Raw genomic sequence first — 18,610 nt, 5'->3', positions numbered from 1 at the left:
GGTCGTTCACGACAATGGCAGGACACAAGTTGTCACGCCATCATGGAATCCAGCCAAGAAAAAAGCCTACCGGCGTCCGAGCGCAAGCTGCAGAAAGCACGCACGGACGGACAGGGTGCGCGTTCGCGCGATCTGTCCCACCTGGCCATTCTGGGTGCGGGCGGCGCCGCCATGCTGGTCCTGGCTCCAACGCTCATGGAGCACCTGCAGCAGGCGCTGGCCCACCAACTGGTGTTCAACGCCAGCATCGTGATGGCGCCCGCCACCATGGTCGATCGCATGCAGACCATGGTCATCGTGGGCCTGGTCGCCAGCACGGTGTTCGCGCTGCTCACCAGCGGCGCCGCGCTGCTCAGCGCCATCGGCGCCGGCGGCTGGATCTTCAGCATGAAGCCCATCAGCCCCCAGTTCAACCGCCTGAACCCCATCTCCGGGGTGGCGAACCTGTTTTCCAAGCAGCAGATGGCCAACGTGGCGAAGATGGTGCTGATGACGGCCATCATCTCCGCCGTGGCCTGGCACTACATGTCGGGCAGCATCGAGCGCGTGGCCATGCTGGTGCTGCAGCCCTCGCCCATGGCGATCCGCCACATGTCCGAGTGGCTCACCTCCGGCGTCAGCCTGATGCTGCTGGTGGTGTTTCTGGCAGCACTGATCGACGTGCCGCTGCAGGCGTACTTCTTCAAGGCACGCCTGAAGATGTCGCACGAGGAAGTCAAGCAGGAGCACAAGGAATCCGACGGCGACCCGCACACCAAGGGCCGCATCCGCCAGAAGCAGCGTGAGATGGCCGACGGCGCCAGCGTGTCGGCGGTTCCCAAGGCGGACTTCGTTGTGATGAACCCCACCCACTATGCCGTGGCCCTGAAGTACGACGACAAGACCATGGCCGCCCCGCAAGTGATTTCTCGCGGCACCGACCTCACGGCCATGCGCATCCGTGACCTGGCCCGCGCCCACGACGTGCCGGTGCTGCAGTCTCCCATGCTGGCCCGCGCCCTCTACGCGCACGCCGAGATCGACCAGGCCATCCCGGCCACCCTGTACGCCGCCGTGGCGCAGGTACTGGCCTATGTGTACCGCCTCAAGGCCGCGCTGCGCGGCGAAGGGCAGATGCCCGACGCGCTGGTCGAGCCCTTCGTTCCCCCTGAGCTCGATCCGCTGAACAAGACGTCTTCCACCGTGCAAGGCACCGCCCCATGAACAATTCCCTGAATTCCCTTCGGCTGTGGGCGGGCAAGAACACGTCGGCCTTCCAGGGCATGTCGGCGCCGCTGCTGGTGGTGGCCATCCTGGCCCTGATGGTGCTGCCCATCCCGCCTTGGCTGCTGGACACCTTTTTCACGCTGAACATCGCCGTGGCGCTGATGGTGATGATGGTCTCGGCCTACATGATTCGGCCGCTGGACTTTGCCGCCTTTCCCTCGGTGCTGCTGCTCACCACGCTGATGCGCCTGTCGCTGAACGTGGCCTCGACCCGTGTTGTGTTGCTGGAAGGCCACACCGGCCCCGGCGCCGCCGGTGCCGTGATCGAGGCCTTCGGCCACTTCCTGATCGGCGGCAACTTCGCCGTGGGCCTGATCGTTTTCGCCATTCTGGTGGTTATCAACTTCGTGGTGATCACCAAGGGCGCCGAGCGCATTGCCGAAGTGTCGGCCCGCTTCACGCTGGACGCCATGCCCGGCAAGCAGATGGCGGTGGACGCCGACCTCAACGCCGGCCTGATCGACGAGAAGGAAGCCAAGCGCCGCCGCGCCGAAGTGGGCGAGGAAGCGAACTTCTTCGGCTCCATGGACGGTGCCTCCAAGTTCGTGCGCGGCGATGCCGTCGCCGGCATCCTGATCCTCTTGATCAACATCATCGGCGGCTTCGCCATCGGCGTGCTGCAGCACGACCTCACGGCCAAGCAGGCCGCCGACAGCTACATCCTGCTGGCCATCGGCGATGCGCTGGTCGCCCAGATCCCCGGACTCTTGATCTCGGTGGCCGCTGCCATGGTGATCTCGCGAGTCGGCAAGGAACAGGACATGGGCCGCCAGATCGTGCAGCAGCTGTTCATGTCGCCCCGCGTGCTGGGCGTCACGGCCGGCATCCTGATCCTGCTCGGCCTCATCCCCGGCATGCCGCACCTGGTGTTCCTGATCACCGGAGCGCTGCTCGGCTACTGGGCCTGGACGCTCTACGAGCGCCAGCAGGTGCCTGAGGAAGTGGCCCCGCCGCCCCCCGTGGCCGCCGATGGCGAAGCCACCTGGGACGACCTGCAGCCCGTGGACCTGCTCGGCCTGGAACTGGGCTACCGCCTGATCACGCTGGTGGACAAGAGCCGCCAGGGCGACCTGCTGACCCGCATCAAGGGCGTGCGCCGCAAGTTTGCGCAGGAAGTGGGCTTCCTGCCCCCTGCCGTGCATGTGCGCGACAACCTCGAACTCAAGCCCAGCGGTTACCGCATCACGCTGCGTGGCGTGGTGGTGGGCGAAGGCGAAGCCTTCCCCGGCATGTTCCTGGCCATCAACCCAGGCGGCATCACCACGCCGCTGATCGGTACCCCGACCACCGACCCGGCCTTCGGTCTGCCCGCGCACTGGATCGACGACCGCCAGAAGGAAGCGGCGCAAATGGCCGGCTTTACGGTCGTTGATTCGGAAACCGTGATGGCGACGCATTTGTCACACTTGATGCAAGTGCAGGCAGCCAAGTTGTTGAGCCGCACCGAAACGCAGCAACTCGTGGAACACGTCGCCAAACTGGCCCCCAAGCTCATCGAAGAAGTCGTCCCGAAAATGGTTTCCATCGCCACGTTCCAGAAAGTCCTCCAGCTGCTGCTGGAAGAGTCTGTGCACATCCGCGATATCCGCACCATCATCGAGACCCTGGCCGAGCATGCCGGCGGCATCTCCGACCCCGTGGAACTGGCGCGCCGCGTGCGAATCGCACTGTCGCCCGCCATCGTCCAGCAGATCTATGGCCCGACGCGCGAGCTCAACGTCATCGCCATCGAACCCGGCCTGGAGCGCCTCCTGGTGCAGGCCCTGGGCAACACCGCCAGCCCGGCGCTGGACCCTGGCGTGGCCGACATCCTGACCCAGAAGGCCGCCGAAGTGGCCCTGCGCCAGGAAGAGATGGGCCTGCCCGCCTGCCTGCTCGTTCCCGACCAGATCCGCACCGCGATCTCCCGCCTGGTGCGCCGCGTGGCGCCCCGCCTGCAGGTCCTTGCGCACAGCGAAATCCCTGAGACCCACACCATCCGCATTGGGCCCATCCTCAAAGGTGCATCATGAACATCAAACGCTTTCACGCTGCCACGTCCCGTGAAGCACTGGCCAAAGCACGCATGGCCTTTGGCGAGGGCACACTGATCCTGTCCAACCGCCCCACCGCCAACGGTGTGGAGGTGATGGCCACCGCCGAGGACACGCTCTCGTCGCTGGACAGTGCCGCGGCGGCCAGGCAATCGAGCGCCCCCTCCCCCCTGGCACAGGCCAGCCAACGCCAGCAGCTGCAACAGCAGCCGCCCCGCGCTGCGCAGCCGGCCGCTGCGGCCCACCGCAACCCGGTGGAGGAAGATACCGAACAACTGGCCATGAGCACCCTGTCCTTCCAGGACTACGTGCGCGAGCGCATGCTGCGCCGCCGCCACGAGGCCATCAGCGGCCCGTCCGACCCGGTTCCCATGATGGAGCGCAGCCGTGACCGTGCCGCCGAGCTGGCCCGTGAGCGCCCCGCCGCCCAGGTGGCCCGCCACAACCCGCTGCGCTCGATCCCCATGGACCTTGCAGAGCCCGCGCCCCGCAAGCAGCAGCGCCAGGAAGCCCCCTCGCTGTCGAACGCGCAGGTGAACAACCAGCAGAACCTGATGAGCGAGCTGCACTCGATGAAAGAGCTGATCGAGGACCGCTTCAACACACTGGCCTGGCTGGGCCAGGCACGCCAGAACCCGATCCAGTCCAACCTGATGCTGAAGATGATCCGGGCCGGCTACTCGCCCGCCCTGGCCCGCGCCGTGCTCGAACGCATGCCAGAGGAACTCTCGGCCGCCGAATCCGTGCGCTGGCTCATGGAGGTTCTGGAACGCAACCTCAAGACCGACACGGATGCCGCACCCCTGTACGAGCAGGGTGGCATCTTCGCCATGGTGGGCTCCACCGGCGTCGGCAAGACCACCACCACCGCCAAGCTGGCCGCCCTGTGCGCGCGCATCCACGGCCCCGGCAGCGTGGGCCTGATCACCCTCGACACCTACCGCGTGGGCGCCCACGAACAGTTGCGCACCTATGGCCGCATGCTGGGCATCGTGGCCCACCTGGCCCACGACCGTGCGGCACTGCAGGACCTGCTGGGCCTGCTCAGCGGCAAGAAGATGGTCCTGATCGACACCACCGGCGTTGCCCCGCGCGACCCGCGCAAGCGCGACATGCTCGACGTGCTCGACCTGCCCCACGTCAACCGCCTGCTGGTGCTCAATGCCGGCTGCCACGGCGACACGCTGGACGACGTGCTGACCGCCTTCAAGACCAAGGGCTCGCAGCAGGCCATCCTGTCCAAGGTGGACGAGGCCGTGAAGCTGGGCCCCTCCATCGACGCCCTGATCCGCCACCAGATGGTGCTGCGCGGCGTGACCAACGGCCAGCGCGTGCCCGAAGACTGGGAAGCGGCCGATGCCCACCAGCTCATCAGCACCTCGATGCGCGCGCCGGTCAAGTCGCCGTTCGACCCCAAGGCCAGCGACCTGAATTTCTTCTTCTCGCATTCACCCGAATTGGTAACCGACAGGGGGTTGGTCGATGCTTGATACCGGCTTTCACCAAGCTGCGGGGCTGCAAAGCCTCACCCCGCAGACCGAACTGCGCGTACTGGCCGTGGCCAGCCAGGAACAGGCCGGCAGCGGCCTCGAGACCCTGTGGCAGATCTGCGCCAGCCTGCAGCGGATGGGTTACCCGGTCGTGGTGCTCGACGCCACGGGCTACGAGACCGACGAGTCCCCGGGCCTGTACCACCTGCTGCGCCGGGCACCCTGGCACGACGGCATGGACCAGGGCGCCGCAGCCTCCTCCCTGGCGGTGATCCCCGCCGCTCGGGGCCTGTGGCAGATCAGCCGGGCCGATCGCCCGGCGCATGTCTCGCCGCTGCAGGACATCCAGCCCTGCGTGCGCGCCTACAGCATCCTGGTGCTGCACGCCCCACCTCCCCTGCTGGGCCAGTTGCTCACCCATACCCGGACCATGCCGCTGATGGTGATGGAGGGCGCCGCCGCGGGCGTGCTCACCACCTACAAGAGCCTCAAGCAGATGGCCCAGCACACCGGCCTGTCCTGCACCGTGGCGGCGCTGTTGCGCGGCTCGGGCACGGCCGAGCGCCGCAAGACCCTTGCCGCATTGCAGACATTGCAGGACTGCGCCGAGCGCCACCTGGGCGGTCAGGTGCACACTACCGCCGTCTCCACCCAGAATCCCCAGGACCTGCAGCGCCTGGCCTTGCAACTGCTGGAAAACGCGGGCACCATCAATGGAACGATGGCGGCTGCAGCTGCAATTGCATCCAGCAATTTTGCTGGTATACCTGCAGCTGCACATCTTCTCCGGAGCCACTGATCTGATGTACACCGCCAAAGGCCAGCTCGATCGTGATGCGATGATTCGCCAGCACGTGCCCCTGGTACGGCGGATCGCACACCACATGATCGCCAAGCTGCCTCCCAATGTAGAGCTGGACGATCTGATCCAGGTCGGCATGATGGGCCTGGCGGAAGCCCTTTCGCGCTACGAGGCCGCACAGGGCGTGCAGTTCGAGACCTTTGCCACCCAGCGCATCCGCGGCGCCATGCTCGATGAGCTGCGCGAGGGTGACTGGATGTCGCGCAGTTCGCGCAAGAGCCAGAAGGACATCGAGCAGGCCGTCAACCGGCTGGAGCAGCGCCTGGGCCGCAGCCCGCTCGAATCGGAGATCGCCAGCGAGATGGGCATGGCCCTGCCCGAATACCAGAGCCTGCTGGGCCGGGTGCGGGGCACGCAGCTCGTGTACCTGGAGGACATGACCCACAGCAATGACGACGATGATGGTTTCCTCGACCGCCATGTGGGCGACGAGACCGCCAACCCGCTCGAAATGCTGCGCGACCACCGCCTGCGCTCGGCGCTGGTTACGGCCATCGAGTCACTGCCCGAGCGCGAACAGCACATCATGGGCATGTACTACGAGCACGACATGAATCTCAAGGAGATCGCGGCCGTGCTGGGGGTCACCGAGTCGCGGGTGTGCCAGTTGCACAGCCAGTCGATCGCCCGGTTGCGGGCGAAGATGCGCAGTCATTAAGCGTACAACCCCCTGAGGCGCTGACGCGCCTCGGCACCGCCGCCAGAGGCGGCGGCTCTTCGGGCACGTCCAAGCCTGCGCAGGCAGGCTTGGAGCCGCGGCCCTCAGCCCCTTCTCTCGAATGGCTCCGCCATTCGGGAAGGGGGACGCAGCCAGTGCGGCGGGGCGGCCCTCGCACGGCTGCCCTGGTATGGGGCGCGCGCTATCCACGGGTTTGTCCTGGCGCTTGCGCGCCATTCAGGACGGAGCTATGTACTAGTACAAAAAAATTGTGGCCATACAGTGCGGTCTTGCCGCGCCTGTGGCGCGCGCCGATCAGCCGGCCGAGCGGTAGATCTTGGCGACGCCGGCGGCTTTTTGCTTGCCGCCCAGGCCGTTGCCGTAGGTGGCATTGGCAGAGCTGTCCTGGGACGGGACGAGCACGGCGGTCTGGCGGTCGGTGATGGCTGCCAGGCGGGCCAGGCTTTCGCGGTGCACCACCAGGGTGGCGGCGATGGCGTCCATGCGAGCCTTGAGGGCGGGAGTGATGATGCTCACCTGCTGGCGCGACAGGTCCAGTGCATACGAAAAACGGGCTGCGGTGTCGCGCAGCCCGGTGCTTGCTTGTTCGAGGGTGGGGGCATCGGCCTTGAGCAGGGCGGCAGACACCATCTCGATGTGCTGTTCAACGGCCTGCAGGGCGTCTTCCAGAGGCGTGGTCACGGCTTGTCCTGGTGAATGCGGACCGGTGACGCCTGGAAGAAAGCGGTCACGCTAGCCGCGCGAGCGGGAAAAAATCTCTTGGGCGTTGGCCAGCAGCTTGTCGGCAATGGCGCCGGCGCTGACCGTGAACGTGCCCTTTTCAATGGCAGCACGCACCGCCGCCACCTTCTTGGTGTCGAAATCGCCCGAGGCACGGCCCGTCTGATCCAGGGCCCGCGCTGCGGTGGAAACCGTCACAGGCACGCCAGGGGCAGGGGCAGCCGCAGTGCCTGTTGCCACTCCTTGGGGCGTAGCAGGGGCTGCAGCGGGGGCCTTGGCCTGCTTGGCCTGCCCCGTTTGCGCCAGTGCGCCCGGAAGTTCCGGTGGTTGACCTATCTTCATCGCCTTCTCCAGCGCTCCGATGACACGGAGCTCGTAGCAATGTTTTCGACCCTTTGGCGCTGGACTTTAGCTGTTTATGCAGGCGGGATGAATCAAAGGGTAACGTCAACCGTTCCATTTTCACCCACAATACCAGAGATGGTACGACCATTATCCATGCGTACACGCACAGTCTGGCCTACGGCGCCCGCAGAGAGTGCCTGCCCTGACGAGGTTACCGCATAACCGGGCCCTTGTGCCGCCACCCGCACCTGGGCGCCGGCCTTGAAAATACTCGGCGCACGCACCATCGGCTGGCGCAAGGCCTGCCCTGCCACCAGGGGGCGCGAGGCAATCTGGCCGACCCACTGGTCGGGATTGGCCACGATGGCGGCCGCATCGGCGGCCCAGTCCACCTCGGCCTCGGTGGCGTCATTGGCGCTCAACACGGCACCGGAGGCCACATTGCCCGTCAGCACCCACGCCGGCCCCCAGGCCTTGACCGTGACGGGCAGGAACACGTTCCAGGCGGTCTGCCCTTCCACGCAGCGCAGGCCCAGCCGGGTGCGGCCCCACAGGCGCGAACCTGCCGGCAGATAGGGCTCGACCCGGGCACAGGGCGCCAGGCGCAACCGGCTGTCCAGCGCACCAATGCTCACCTCCATGCGCAGCGGCAGGCCGGCAGGCTGGTTGCGCGTGATGGCATCGTCCAGCCAGCGCTGGGTCAGGGCGGGCAGGTCTGCGGCGGGGTCGGCCACTGCCTGGGCCTGGGCCATGCCAGCGGCCAGCACACAGGCCAGTGCGGCCAACGCGGTGCGGCCGGCCGTGGACAGGGATGGGAATGCTGATGCTGATGCCATGGGGCGCCTCCTGGTACGTCAGTGCGGCCCTGCAACACGGTGCAGAGGCCATTTCACGACCATCACTGTAGGCCCCCTGGCCGCCGCCGAACCCCCGAACTGCGGCCCCAAACGCGGGCTCTTCGCGCTTTAGAAAATCCGGGCGGTTTTCATAATCGAGCCACGCCAGAAAACCGTTTTTGCTGGCGCTTTCGCAACCTGGACGTGAGGCAGACATGCTTGACAAGATGACCAACCGGCTGGACTTCCACGGCAACGCACTGATCCTGCGTGCCGAGCGCCAGCGCGCCATCGCCAGCAATATTGCGAATGCCGATACCCCCGGCTACGTCGCACGCGACTTCAAATTCTCCGACGCGCTGAGCAACGCCACGGGCGAGCGCTCCTCATTCACCGAATCGCCACACCGCCTGTCCACGACCACGCTGGGCAGCTCCGGCTACACCAGCGAGCGGCCCACGGTCACCATCGGCACCGATCCGCGGCACATCGCCGCCTCTTCTGCAGACCCGGGCACGTCGGCCGAGCTGGGGAGCAAGGGCAAGCTGGCCTATTCCGTGCAGACCCAGCCCAGCCTGGACAACAACTCGGTGGACCTGGACCGCGAACGCGCCGCCTTCGTGGACAACGCCGTGCGCTACGAAGCCACGCTGCGCTTCATCAACGGCAACGCCAAGACCATGCTCAGCGCCATCCAGGGCCAGTAAGCCCCATAGCGACCCAAGAGGCACCCCACCATGTCCATGTTCTCCATCTTCAACGTCTCGGGCAGCGCCATCAGTGCGCAGTCCCAGCGCCTGAACGTCGTGGCCAGCAACCTGGCCAACGTCGATGCAGTGGCCGGCCCCGACGGCAAGGCCTACCAGGCACGCCAGGTGGTCTTTCGCACCACCAACATGGGCGAGCAGGGCTCGGACGGCGTGCGCGTGAGCGCCATCACCGAAAGCAATGTGCCGGGCCGCAAGATCCACGACCCCAGCCATCCTTCTGCCGATGAGCAGGGCTACGTGACCCACTCCAACGTGAACGCCGTGGAGGAGATGGTGAACATGATTTCAGCGTCGCGCTCGTACCAGAACAACGTCGAGGTGATGAACACGGCCAAGTCACTTCTGCTCAAGACCCTGCAGATGGGCCAGTAACCCCGGGAGACCCTCGCCATGATCCTCAGCGCCACCAATGCCGCCACCACCGCCGACACCGCCAATGCCAAGGCGACCGCGGCCAACGACCCTGCGGCCTCGCAGGACCGGTTCCTCAAGCTGCTGGTTGCGCAGCTGAACAACCAGGACCCGATGAACCCGCTGGACAACGCCCAGATGACCTCGCAGATCGCACAGATCAACACCGTCACCGGCATCCAGCAGCTCAACACCACCATGGAAAGCATGGCCGCGCAGTTCAACTCGCTGCAGGTCATGCAGGGCACGACCCTGGTCGGGCGCAACGTGCTGACCGAAGGCACGGGCATGACCGTGGCCGATGGCGTGGGCAAGGCCGGTTTCGAGATTCCGTACGCCGCCACCAAGGTGCAGGTGGAAGTCGTGACGCCCGGCGGCCAGGTGGTCGATACCCTGGACCTGGGCCCCAAGGACCAGGGGCGCCACAACTTCGAATGGGATGCAAGCGCCTACAAGGGCAGCACTGCGGGCCTGCAGTTCCGCGTCAAGGCGGTCAATGGCGCCACCACGCTCGAATCCACGGCCCTCACCCTGTCCAAAGTCACGGCGGCAGGCGCCACCGACGGCCAACTGGTGCTCACGCTGGCCAACGGCAAGAACATCAGCTACAGCCAGATCAAGTCGCTGGTCTGACGCCCCAACCGCCCACTCTTCACTGAACACGCCCCCTCCAAGGAGAACACCATGAGTTTCCAGCAAGGCCTCTCCGGCCTGAACGCCGCCAGCAAAAACCTCGATGTGATCGGCCACAACATCGCCAACTCCAACACCGTGGGTTTCAAGGCATCGCGTGCTGAGTTTGCCGAAATGGTGGCCAATGCCATCGGCTCGGCCGGGGGCTCCAACGCCGGGATCGGGGTGGAGACGGCCAACGTAGCGCAGCAGTTCACCCAGGGCAACCTGACCATCACCGGCAACAGCCTGGACGTGGCGATCAACGGCAACGGTTTCTTCACGCTGCAGCTGCCCGACGGCTCCTCGGCCTATACCCGCGCCGGCAATTTCAAGCTGGACAAGGTGGGCAACATGGTCACCAACGACAACGCCAAGGTGATGGGCTACCCCATCGATCCGGCCACGGGCCTGCGCACGGGCACCGACCCGATTCCCATGGTGTTCCCCACGTCCGAACCCATCCCCGCCAAGCAGACCACGAAGATCATTGCGGCCTTCAATCTGGATGCGCGCGCCACCGATGCCGCTGGCGACCCGGCCGCCACACCGCCCGTGCCCGCCACCCCGCGCGCCACCTACGGCACCTCGATCAACGTGTTCGACAGCCAGGGCGTGGCCAAGCCCGTCAACCTGTACTTCCAGAAGACCGCCACGGACAACACCTGGGACGTGTACGACACCCTGGACGATCCCACGGCCGTGCCGCCCGTGGTGGGCACGGCCATCGGCCAGATCACCTTCGACAACAATGGCGTGATCACCGGCCCTGCCGCCACGCCGCCGGCCACCGGCTTCTCGCTGGCACTCAGCGTGAACCCCACGCCACCCAACCCGAACAACCTGCCCGCCTACAACGTGGATGTGAGCCTGGACGATGTCACGCAGTTCGGCCGCAAGTTCGCCGTGTCCGACCTGTCGCAGGACGGATACACCGCAGGCGACCTGACGGGCATCAATGTCGAGAACAACGGCATGATCATGACGCGCTACTCCAACGGCGTCACCCGCGCCGAGGGCCAGATCGCGCTGTCGAGCTTTCGCAACACGCAGGGCCTGGCCTCGGTGGGCGGCAACAACTGGGTCGCCACCTTCGAATCGGGCCAGCCGGTCACCGGCACGGCCACCGACGGCAACTTCGGCGCCCTGCGCTCGGGTGCGCTGGAAGACTCCAACGTGGACCTCACGGCCGAGCTCGTGAACATGATGACCGCGCAGCGCAGCTACCAGGCCAACGCGCAGACCATCAAGACACAGGACCAGATCATGTCCACCCTGGTGAACCTGCGCTGATCCGCGCCTGACCTCCTGACCGCAGAGAAACGCCATGGACCGCATCATCTACACCTCCATGACCGGGGCCAACGCCGCTGCCCACCGGCAGGCGGTTCTGGCCAACAACCTGGCCAACGTGTCCACAAACGGCTTTCGTGCGGAGATGTCCACCTTCCGCTCCGTACCGCTGCAAGGCGATGGCTCCACCACGCGCGTGTTCGCGCTGGAGGCCACCTCGGGCCACGTGGACACGCCCGGTCCCGTGCAGCGCACGGGCCGCGCCCTGGATGCCATGCCCATCGGCAAGTCCTGGTTTGCCGTGCAGGGCCTCGATGGAGTGGAGGCCTACACGCGCAACGGCGGCCTGGAGGTCTCGCCCACGGGTGCCCTGCTCACCAACACCGGCCTGCCCGTGCTGTCCGACGGCGGCGGCCCCATCGACGTGCCGCCAGGCTCGGAGGTCTCGCTGGGCTCGGACGGCACGCTCACCGCCAAGACAGCGGGTCAACCCCCGGCCGCCATTGGCCGCCTGAAACTGGCCACCCCCACCCCCGAAGACCCGCTCAAGCGCGGCGATGACGGGCTGTTTCGCACCACCTCGGGCGACCCGCTTCCCAACGACGCCAACGCGCGCCTGCTCGCAGGGGCCATTGAGGGCTCCAACGTGAACGCGGTGGAGACCATGGTCGGCATGATCGCCGCCTCGCGCCAGTTCGAGCAGCAGATCAAGATGCTGCAGACCGCCGAAACCAATGACAAGGCCGCCAGCCAGCTGCTGAGCATCAACGGCTGACCATCCCCATAAGCGCAAGGAAACGCCATGATCAACTCCCTGTGGATCGCCAAGACCGGCATGGAAGCCCAGCAGACCCAGCTGGACGTCATCTCCCACAACCTGGCCAATGTGTCCACCACCGGATACAAGCGCGCCAATGCGGTGTTCGAGGACCTGATCTACCAGAACCTGCGCCAGGTGGGCGCCCAGACCACCGAGCAGAACCAGTTGCCCACCGGCCTGCACCTGGGCCTGGGGGTGCGCACCGTGGCCACCGCCCGCAACTTCATGCAGGGCAGCATGCAGCAGTCCAACAACAACCTGGACGTGGCCATCAAGGGCAATGGCTTCTTCGAGGTCACGCAGCCCGACGGAACCATCGGCTACACCCGCGACGGATCGTTCCAGCTCGATTCGCAGGGCCGCCTGGTCACCTCCAGCGGACTGCCGATTGCCAATGGCATCACCGTGCCACCGAATGCCACCAGCGTGACCATCAGCGCCGAAGGCGCCGTGTCCGCCACGGTACCGGGCAACACTGCACCGCAGCCGCTGGGCAACCTCGCCATGTCCACCTTCGTGAACCCGGGTGGCCTGGAGCCACGTGGGCAGAACCTGTTTATCGAAACCGCCGCATCCGGCCAGCCCCAGCAGGGCACACCCGGCACCAACGGCCTGGGCACCGTCTTGCAGGGCTACCTCGAAACCTCCAACGTGAACGTGGTGCAGGAGCTGGTGACCATGATCCAGACCCAGCGCGCCTATGAAATGAATTCAAAGGCCATCCAGACCTCGGACCAGATGCTGGCCAAGCTGAGCCAGATGTAACACGCAGACAGGCCACAAGCCCCTTTGCCAGGACTCCCACCATGACCCTCCTTTACGCCTTCCGTCAGCTGGCCCGACGCCGCGCCCTCGCCTGGCCGGCACTGGCCGCCGCCGTGCTGAGCGCAGGCTGCGCCAGCATGTCCCCGCCCCCACCCGTGGACATCCTGCCCACCGCGCCGCCGCCCCTGGCCATGGCGACGCGCACGCCACCGCCGGTCACCGGCGGTCTGTTCCACACCGCCAGCTACCGCCCCTCGTTCGAGGACCGGCGTGCACGCCTGGTGGGCGACAACGTCACCATCCAGATCGTGGAGAACGTGACGGCCAGCCAGAAATCCTCGTCCACCGTGGACCGCACCTCCAAGGTCAGCAGCGGCGTGACGGCGCTGCCGTTCACCGGCCAGAAGTTCACCGACAAGCTGGGCGTGGGAGCCAATTCGGAAAATGCCTTCGAAGGCAAGGGCGGCACGGAAAGCGCCAACACCTTCCAGGGATCGATCACCGCGATCGTCATCGACGTGCTGCCCAATGGCCACCTGGTCGTGGCCGGCGAAAAGCAGATCGGCGTGAACCAGAACGTGGATGTGCTGCGCTTCTCCGGCACGGTGGATCCCCGCGCCCTGCAGCCCGGCTCCATCGTGACCTCTACCCAGGTGGCCAATGTGCGCGTGGAATCGCGCGGGCGCGGAGCCCAGGGCGAGGCCCAGGTCACCGGCTGGCTGGGGCGCTTCTTCAACACCGTGACACCGTTCTGATACAAAATGTGACCATGCGCATGCTCCTGGTCTTGACCAGGGCATCCAGCGCAGCGCCCCTTTTCGCATTCAGATCGAGGTTCCCGATGTCTTTTTTCCGCAGCTCCCTGGCGTGCGGCCTCACTGCCCTGGCCGCTGCATTTGCGCCAGCCGCCCAGGCGCAGCCGACCACCTATGCCTACTCCGTGGCGCTGACGCTGGCCGCCCCCAAGGGCTCGGCTGCCGAAACCGCCTCCAAGAACAAGACCCTGCCCGCAGGCATCAAGTTCTCGCCCTGCGAAGCCACGGCACTGGACCAGTTCGCATTCACCATCAAATACGACGCCGGCAAGGCCGCGGTGGGCACCACCCCGGGCACGCTTCAGAACGTGTATGTGATCTTCCACCGGGACGGCAGCTTCGTCTTTCCCCTGGTGCGCTCGCCGCTGATCACCACCGGCGCCATCTTCAAGGTGTACGTGGCACCCGGCAACATCCAGACGACGGACGCCTACACCGCCGTATCCGACAACCTCGGCGGGGCGCAGACCGAGGTGATCCTGGGTGGCAACCTCACGCTGCACGGGCTGGACTCCGGCGTCTGGCTGGTCACGGCCATCATCGCGCCGGCCGCCACGGTGAACTTCGACGATCCGCGCACCTGGAGCGCCTGGGACACCCTGCCATTCATGCTGCGCAAGCCCTGGAAGGGCTTTACGAACAGCTATTGCGAGTGATCGCAGGGGCCTGCAGGAACCAGGCTGACAGCCGGACGGGTCTGAAAAATGTAACCAGGGCCCCTCTTCCAAAAGGCGGGTGAATGCGCCTCTTTTTGGCCATTCCCCTGGGCGGCAGCAGCCCACAATGGAGGCCATGAAAGCCTTGCCCTCCCCCTTCCTGGCACACCCCCAGCGCGCGCTGTGGCTCTCGGCCATCGCCCTGGCGCTGGTGTGCTCGGCCTGGCCTGCCCATGCGCTGCGCATCAAGGAAATCGCGGCGGTGCAGGGCGTGCGCAGCAACCAGCTGACCGGCTATGGCCTGGTCGTGGGCCTGGACGGCACGGGTGACCAGACCACGCAGATGCCCTACACCACGCAGGCCATGTCCAACTACCTGCAGCAGATGGGCATCAGCCTGCCGCCCGGCACGGCCTCGCAGCTGCAGCTCAAGAATGTGGCCGCCGTGATCGTCACGGCCCAGTTGCCCGCCTTCGCGCAGCCCGGCCAGCAGATCGATGTCAACGTCTCGTCCATGGGCAATTCCAAGTCGCTCAAGGGTGGCCTGCTGATGGTCACGCCGCTGCGCGGCGCCGACGGTGAAATCTACGCCCTGGCCCAGGGCAACCTGGTGGTGGGCGGTGCCGGCGCCTCGTCCGGTGGCAGCAAGGTGCAGATCAACCACCTCGCCGCCGGCCGCATCCCCCTGGGCGCCCAGGTGGAGCGCTCCGTGCCCACGCCGCTCAACGAGGGTGACACCATCAGCCTGGGCCTCAACGCCTCCGATTTCCAGACCGCACGCCGCGTGGCCCAGGTCATCAACAGCCGCCTGGGCAATGGCCTGGCCACGGCCCTGGACGGGCGCACAGTGCAGGTGCGCGCGCCCAGCGACCCTGGCGCCCGCGTAGGCTTCATCGCTGACCTGGAAGAGCTGCCGTTCGAACTGTCGGCCCCCGCCGCCAAGGTGGTGATCAATGCCCGCACCGGCTCCATCGTGCTCAACCAGGCCGTGACCCTGGGCCCCTGCGCCATCGCGCACGGCAACCTGTCCATCACCATCAGTTCGCGCCCCGTCATCAGCCAGCCCAACCCGCTGTCGCAGGGGCAGACCGTGGTCGCACAGCAAAGCGACATCAAGATCAACCAGGAGCCCGGCAACATCATCCAGATGCCGCCCTCGCCCCAACTGGCCGACGTGGTGCGCGCGCTCAACTCGCTGGGTGCCACGCCCGGGGACCTGCTGGCCATCCTGCAGGCCATCAAGGCCGCCGGCGCCCTGAACGCCGAGCTCGAAGTGATCTGACCATGGCCCTCACGCTGCCTTCGTCCTCCACCACCAGCACGTCCAACGCGCTGGCGGCAGACGTTCGCTCGCTGAACGCGCTCAAGTACGAGGCGGGCAACAACAACCCCCAGGCCACGAAAGAGGCCGCCAAGCAGTTCGAATCGCTGTTCATGCGCGAACTGATCAAGAGCATGCGCGAGGCCACGATGAAATCCGGCCTCATGGATGGCGCCCAAGGCGACCTGGGCACCGACCTGCTCGACCAGCAGTTGTCGGTGCAGATGGCCGGCCAGTCGGGCGGCCTGTCCGAGGCCATCGCGCGCCAGCTCTCGCGCCAGATGGGCGGCCCCGACCCCTCTTTTTCCGTGCCCTCCACGGTGAGCCTGTCGCAGGTGCAGCGCCCGGCAGCCGCCAAGGTGAGCGCCAGCCCTGCCAGCACCGAGGCGGTGGGCCAGGCGCCCAAGGGCCGCGACGGCTTCGTACAGCACCTGAGCGGCACGGCCGAGAAGGTGGCGCAGGAAAGCGGCATCCCCGCGAACTTCATGCTCGGCCAGGCCGGCCATGAGACCGGCTGGGGCAAGAGCGAGATCAAGAATGCCGACGGCAGCAACTCCTTCAACCTGTTCGGCATCAAGGCCGGCAAGGGCTGGACAGGCAAGGTCGCCGAGATCACGACCACCGAATACATCAACGGCACGCCGCGCAAGGTGGTAGCCAAGTTCCGGGCCTACGACTCGTACGAGGATTCGTTTCGCGACTACGCGCGCCTCATCAAGGAAAGCCCTCGCTATGAAAAGGCAGAGTCCGTGGCGCAGTCCGGCTCGGCCATGGCCTATGCCTCCGCATTGCAGAAGGCGGGCTATGCCACCGACCCCGAGTACGCCAGGAAGCTCAGCGGCGCCATCAACAGCGTGCAGCGTGCGCAGCAGCAGCGTGCGCAGGCTTGAGAACACGAGGTAAGCCATGAGTCTTCTCAACGTCGGCGCCCGCGCCCTGCTTGCCAACCAGGTGGCCCTGCAGACTGCAGGCAACAACATTGCCAATGTGAACACGCCCGGCTATTCGCGCCAGAGCGTGGTGCTGCAGACCGTGCAGGGCCAGTTCACGGGTGGTGGCTACATCGGCCAGGGTGTGGACGTGCAGACCATCCTGCGCAACCAGAGCGAGCTGCTCACGCGCCAGTCGGCAAGTGCCGGATCCGTGCAGGCCGGCGACATCGTGCGCGCGGAGCGCCTGCGCCAGTTGCAAGACGTGTTCAGCGGCGGTGCCACGGGCCTTGGCGCCGCCATCAACGACATGATGAACTCGTTCTCGGACGTGGTGAGCTCACCCACCGACATCACGGCCCGCACGCTGGCGCTCACGCGCATGGACGAGACGGCGTCCCGCATGCGCTCGGCTGGCGAGCGTGTCGACGAGATCCAGTACACAGTGAAAGAGCAGCTGCAAAGCAGCATCACCGCCATCAACAGCCTGGCCGGCCAGATCGCCGCCGTGAACGAGCAGATCGCACGCGCCAAGGGCAACGGCCAGACCCCCAACGACCTGCTCGACAACCGCGACCAATTGATCCGCGAGATGAACCAGTACGTGCAGACCACGCAGATTCCTGCGGACGACGGCACGATCGGCCTGTTCGTGGGCGGCAGCCAGCCGCTGGTGCTGGGCACCACGCCATCGCAGGTGTCCGTGGACGATGCCACGCAGTTCCCTGGCAGCGGCCAGCTCAAGCTGTTCTTCAATCGCCCGGGATCGCCGGCCATCGAAGTGGACGAAAACACCATGGGCGGCGGCTCGGTCTCGGGGCTGCTGCGCTTCAACAACACCGACCTCGCCGAAAGCCGCAACCTGCTCGGGCGCATGGCCATGGCCATCGGCATGACCATGAACGAGCAGCACAAGCTCGGCCTCACGCTGGACGGCCAGATGGGCAAGGACCTGTTCTCTCTGCCGGCCAGCATGCCCGGCCTGACCAATGGCGTGGGCGTCGGTACGGTGGGCTTCACGGATCCGACCAAGTTCGCTGCCTCCGACTACGAGATTCGCTTCACCACCGGCACGGCCGGCCAGGTGGTGCGCCTGTCCGACGGCAAGGCCACGGCCTTCACCGACGCCGCCAACCTGGCGACGCTCACCATCGACGGCCTGCAGTTCAACCTCACCACGCCAGGCGCGCCGGGCGAACGCATGCTGTTCCAGCCCTTCAGCACGGCGGGCTCCAACATCAAGGCGCTGGTGTACTCGCCACGTGACCTGGCGGCGGCCAACCCCATCAATGCGGCCATGGGCACCACCAATGGGGGCACGCTGCAGCTGGCAGGCCTGAAGGCCACAGCCAATGGCCTGGTGGCGCCGCCCATTCCCGGCGGCGTGACGCTGACCTTTGCCGCCGGCCCGCCCACCACCTACACCGTGACGGGATCGACCACGCCACCTTCGGGCACGGCCGGCCTGCCCTACACCTCGGGCACTCCCATCACCATCGACGGCTGGGAGATCAAGCTGCAGGGCACGCCCAAGTCCGGCGACACCGTGAAGGTGGGCAACTCCCTGGACCCCCAGTACGGCGACAACTACACGCGCAACGCCGGCAACGCCACATCGCTCATGAACCTGCGCGATGTGAAGATGTTCGACGAATCCACGCTCAGCGACGGCTATGCGGGCCTGATGGCCCAGGTGGGCACGCGCACCCAGAGCGCCACGTTCGCCGCCGAGCTGTCCACCACCATCGCCGGCAACCTGGAACGCGACCGGACGGCGGTCTCGGGCGTGAACCTCGATGAAGAAGCGGCCAAGCTGATCCAGTACCAGCAGGCCTACCAGGCATCCGCCAAAATGCTGCAGATTGCACAAAGCGTCTTCGACACCCTGATGCAGGGTCTGACGCGTTGATGTTTGAGAACAGGTCCA

General features: G+C 66.3%; 19 protein-coding genes. 16 read left to right on the top strand and 3 right to left on the bottom strand.

Annotated elements, in window-relative coordinates; translation table 11 throughout:
* Positions 1-42 precede the first annotated feature (42 nt).
* The 5 genes from QYL93_RS26960 to QYL93_RS26940 are packed head-to-tail and all read left to right on the top strand — an operon-like array spanning position 43 to position 6,309.
* Complete coding sequence (locus QYL93_RS26960) at positions 43-1,203, top strand: flagellar biosynthesis protein FlhB (protein WP_305746567.1); 1,161 nt, start codon at positions 43-45, stop codon at positions 1,201-1,203.
* The gene (flhA, locus tag QYL93_RS26955; protein WP_305746566.1) at positions 1,200-3,278 is read left to right on the top strand and encodes a flagellar biosynthesis protein FlhA; all 2,079 of its coding nucleotides are present in this window, start codon (positions 1,200-1,202) and stop codon (positions 3,276-3,278) included. The genes QYL93_RS26960 and flhA overlap by 4 nt, the downstream gene beginning before the upstream one ends.
* Positions 3,275-4,789, top strand: coding sequence for a flagellar biosynthesis protein FlhF (gene flhF / locus QYL93_RS26950; protein WP_305746565.1), 1,515 nt, complete (start codon positions 3,275-3,277; stop codon positions 4,787-4,789). The genes flhA and flhF overlap by 4 nt, the downstream gene beginning before the upstream one ends.
* Positions 4,782-5,588, top strand: a complete 807-nt coding sequence (locus QYL93_RS26945; protein ID WP_305746564.1) for a hypothetical protein — start codon at positions 4,782-4,784, stop codon at positions 5,586-5,588. The genes flhF and QYL93_RS26945 overlap by 8 nt, the downstream gene beginning before the upstream one ends.
* Before the next feature lie 4 nt (positions 5,589-5,592).
* Positions 5,593-6,309 (top strand): RNA polymerase sigma factor FliA, encoded by a 717-nt coding sequence (locus tag QYL93_RS26940; protein ID WP_305746563.1) that lies wholly within the window; start codon positions 5,593-5,595, stop codon positions 6,307-6,309.
* A gap of 315 nt (positions 6,310-6,624) precedes the next feature.
* Here QYL93_RS26940 and QYL93_RS26935 read toward each other — a convergent pair whose 3' ends face one another.
* The 3 genes from QYL93_RS26935 to flgA all read right to left on the bottom strand — a co-directional run bounded on the left by QYL93_RS26935 (position 6,625) and on the right by flgA (position 8,231).
* Positions 6,625-7,011: a hypothetical protein gene (locus QYL93_RS26935; RefSeq protein WP_305746562.1), complete on the bottom strand. Its 387-nt coding sequence runs from the start codon at positions 7,009-7,011 to the stop codon at positions 6,625-6,627.
* A 51-nt stretch (positions 7,012-7,062) separates the two neighbouring features.
* On the bottom strand, positions 7,063-7,392 hold the full coding sequence (gene flgM / locus QYL93_RS26930) for a flagellar biosynthesis anti-sigma factor FlgM (protein WP_057268657.1): 330 nt from the start codon (positions 7,390-7,392) through the stop codon (positions 7,063-7,065).
* 92 nt (positions 7,393-7,484) lie between these two features.
* Positions 7,485-8,231 (bottom strand): flagellar basal body P-ring formation chaperone FlgA, encoded by a 747-nt coding sequence (gene flgA / locus QYL93_RS26925; RefSeq protein ID WP_370877044.1) that lies wholly within the window; start codon positions 8,229-8,231, stop codon positions 7,485-7,487.
* 215 nt (positions 8,232-8,446) lie between these two features.
* Between flgA and flgB the strand changes: the two genes are divergently transcribed.
* From flgB to flgK, 11 genes are all read left to right on the top strand, one after another.
* The gene (gene flgB / locus QYL93_RS26920) at positions 8,447-8,938 is read left to right on the top strand and encodes a flagellar basal body rod protein FlgB (protein WP_057204086.1); all 492 of its coding nucleotides are present in this window, start codon (positions 8,447-8,449) and stop codon (positions 8,936-8,938) included.
* Positions 8,939-8,968: 30 nt separating this feature from the next.
* Complete coding sequence (flgC, locus tag QYL93_RS26915; protein ID WP_305746561.1) at positions 8,969-9,373, top strand: flagellar basal body rod protein FlgC; 405 nt, start codon at positions 8,969-8,971, stop codon at positions 9,371-9,373.
* Positions 9,374-9,391: 18 nt separating this feature from the next.
* Positions 9,392-10,045, top strand: a complete 654-nt coding sequence (locus QYL93_RS26910) for a flagellar hook assembly protein FlgD (RefSeq protein WP_305746560.1) — start codon at positions 9,392-9,394, stop codon at positions 10,043-10,045.
* Between the two features lie 51 nt (positions 10,046-10,096).
* A complete protein-coding gene (gene flgE, locus QYL93_RS26905) occupies positions 10,097-11,377 on the top strand; it encodes a flagellar hook protein FlgE (RefSeq protein WP_305746559.1) in 1,281 nt (426 codons plus the stop codon).
* A gap of 34 nt (positions 11,378-11,411) precedes the next feature.
* Positions 11,412-12,152 (top strand): flagellar basal body rod protein FlgF, encoded by a 741-nt coding sequence (locus tag QYL93_RS26900; protein ID WP_057204082.1) that lies wholly within the window; start codon positions 11,412-11,414, stop codon positions 12,150-12,152.
* Between the two features lie 27 nt (positions 12,153-12,179).
* Positions 12,180-12,962 (top strand): flagellar basal-body rod protein FlgG, encoded by a 783-nt coding sequence (gene flgG / locus QYL93_RS26895; RefSeq protein WP_305746558.1) that lies wholly within the window; start codon positions 12,180-12,182, stop codon positions 12,960-12,962.
* Positions 12,963-13,003: 41 nt separating this feature from the next.
* Positions 13,004-13,717 carry a flagellar basal body L-ring protein FlgH gene (locus QYL93_RS26890; RefSeq protein WP_305746557.1) on the top strand — a complete coding sequence of 238 codons (714 nt, stop codon included), beginning with the start codon at positions 13,004-13,006 and terminating at the stop codon, positions 13,715-13,717.
* Positions 13,718-13,803: 86 nt separating this feature from the next.
* Positions 13,804-14,433, top strand: coding sequence for a hypothetical protein (locus QYL93_RS26885; RefSeq protein ID WP_305746556.1), 630 nt, complete (start codon positions 13,804-13,806; stop codon positions 14,431-14,433).
* Between the two features lie 127 nt (positions 14,434-14,560).
* Complete coding sequence (locus QYL93_RS26880) at positions 14,561-15,715, top strand: flagellar basal body P-ring protein FlgI (RefSeq protein WP_305746555.1); 1,155 nt, start codon at positions 14,561-14,563, stop codon at positions 15,713-15,715.
* Positions 15,716-15,717: 2 nt separating this feature from the next.
* Positions 15,718-16,644, top strand: coding sequence for a flagellar assembly peptidoglycan hydrolase FlgJ (gene flgJ, locus QYL93_RS26875; protein ID WP_305746554.1), 927 nt, complete (start codon positions 15,718-15,720; stop codon positions 16,642-16,644).
* A 16-nt stretch (positions 16,645-16,660) separates the two neighbouring features.
* Positions 16,661-18,592, top strand: coding sequence for a flagellar hook-associated protein FlgK (gene flgK / locus QYL93_RS26870; RefSeq protein ID WP_305746553.1), 1,932 nt, complete (start codon positions 16,661-16,663; stop codon positions 18,590-18,592).
* Positions 18,593-18,610: the final 18 nt, after the last annotated feature.

The organism is Acidovorax sp. A1169 (assembly GCF_030704685.1).
In the GTDB taxonomy this organism is placed as follows: domain Bacteria; phylum Pseudomonadota; class Gammaproteobacteria; order Burkholderiales; family Burkholderiaceae_C; genus Acidovorax.
The sequence above is the reverse complement of the archived record's forward strand: the minus strand, read 5'-3'. Positions and strand labels throughout refer to the sequence as shown.

What these genes read in the sequence shown, in the direction of transcription:
- QYL93_RS26960 (WP_305746567.1), top strand. Translation starts at nt 43, where the DNA reads ATGGAATCCAGCCAAGAAAAAAGCCTACCGGCGTCCGAGCGCAAGCTG.
- flhA (WP_305746566.1), top strand. Translation starts at nt 1,200, where the DNA reads ATGAACAATTCCCTGAATTCCCTTCGGCTGTGGGCGGGCAAGAACACG.
- flhF (WP_305746565.1), top strand. Translation starts at nt 3,275, where the DNA reads ATGAACATCAAACGCTTTCACGCTGCCACGTCCCGTGAAGCACTGGCC.
- QYL93_RS26945 (WP_305746564.1), top strand. Translation starts at nt 4,782, where the DNA reads ATGCTTGATACCGGCTTTCACCAAGCTGCGGGGCTGCAAAGCCTCACC.
- QYL93_RS26940 (WP_305746563.1), top strand. Translation starts at nt 5,593, where the DNA reads ATGTACACCGCCAAAGGCCAGCTCGATCGTGATGCGATGATTCGCCAG.
- flgM (WP_057268657.1), bottom strand. Translation starts at nt 7,392, where the DNA reads ATGAAGATAGGTCAACCACCGGAACTTCCGGGCGCACTGGCGCAAACG.
- flgA (WP_370877044.1), bottom strand. Translation starts at nt 8,231, where the DNA reads ATGGCATCAGCATCAGCATTCCCATCCCTGTCCACGGCCGGCCGCACC.
- flgB (WP_057204086.1), top strand. Translation starts at nt 8,447, where the DNA reads ATGCTTGACAAGATGACCAACCGGCTGGACTTCCACGGCAACGCACTG.
- flgC (WP_305746561.1), top strand. Translation starts at nt 8,969, where the DNA reads ATGTCCATGTTCTCCATCTTCAACGTCTCGGGCAGCGCCATCAGTGCG.
- QYL93_RS26910 (WP_305746560.1), top strand. Translation starts at nt 9,392, where the DNA reads ATGATCCTCAGCGCCACCAATGCCGCCACCACCGCCGACACCGCCAAT.
- flgE (WP_305746559.1), top strand. Translation starts at nt 10,097, where the DNA reads ATGAGTTTCCAGCAAGGCCTCTCCGGCCTGAACGCCGCCAGCAAAAAC.
- QYL93_RS26900 (WP_057204082.1), top strand. Translation starts at nt 11,412, where the DNA reads ATGGACCGCATCATCTACACCTCCATGACCGGGGCCAACGCCGCTGCC.
- flgG (WP_305746558.1), top strand. Translation starts at nt 12,180, where the DNA reads ATGATCAACTCCCTGTGGATCGCCAAGACCGGCATGGAAGCCCAGCAG.
- QYL93_RS26890 (WP_305746557.1), top strand. Translation starts at nt 13,004, where the DNA reads ATGACCCTCCTTTACGCCTTCCGTCAGCTGGCCCGACGCCGCGCCCTC.
- QYL93_RS26885 (WP_305746556.1), top strand. Translation starts at nt 13,804, where the DNA reads ATGTCTTTTTTCCGCAGCTCCCTGGCGTGCGGCCTCACTGCCCTGGCC.
- QYL93_RS26880 (WP_305746555.1), top strand. Translation starts at nt 14,561, where the DNA reads ATGGAGGCCATGAAAGCCTTGCCCTCCCCCTTCCTGGCACACCCCCAG.
- flgJ (WP_305746554.1), top strand. Translation starts at nt 15,718, where the DNA reads ATGGCCCTCACGCTGCCTTCGTCCTCCACCACCAGCACGTCCAACGCG.
- flgK (WP_305746553.1), top strand. Translation starts at nt 16,661, where the DNA reads ATGAGTCTTCTCAACGTCGGCGCCCGCGCCCTGCTTGCCAACCAGGTG.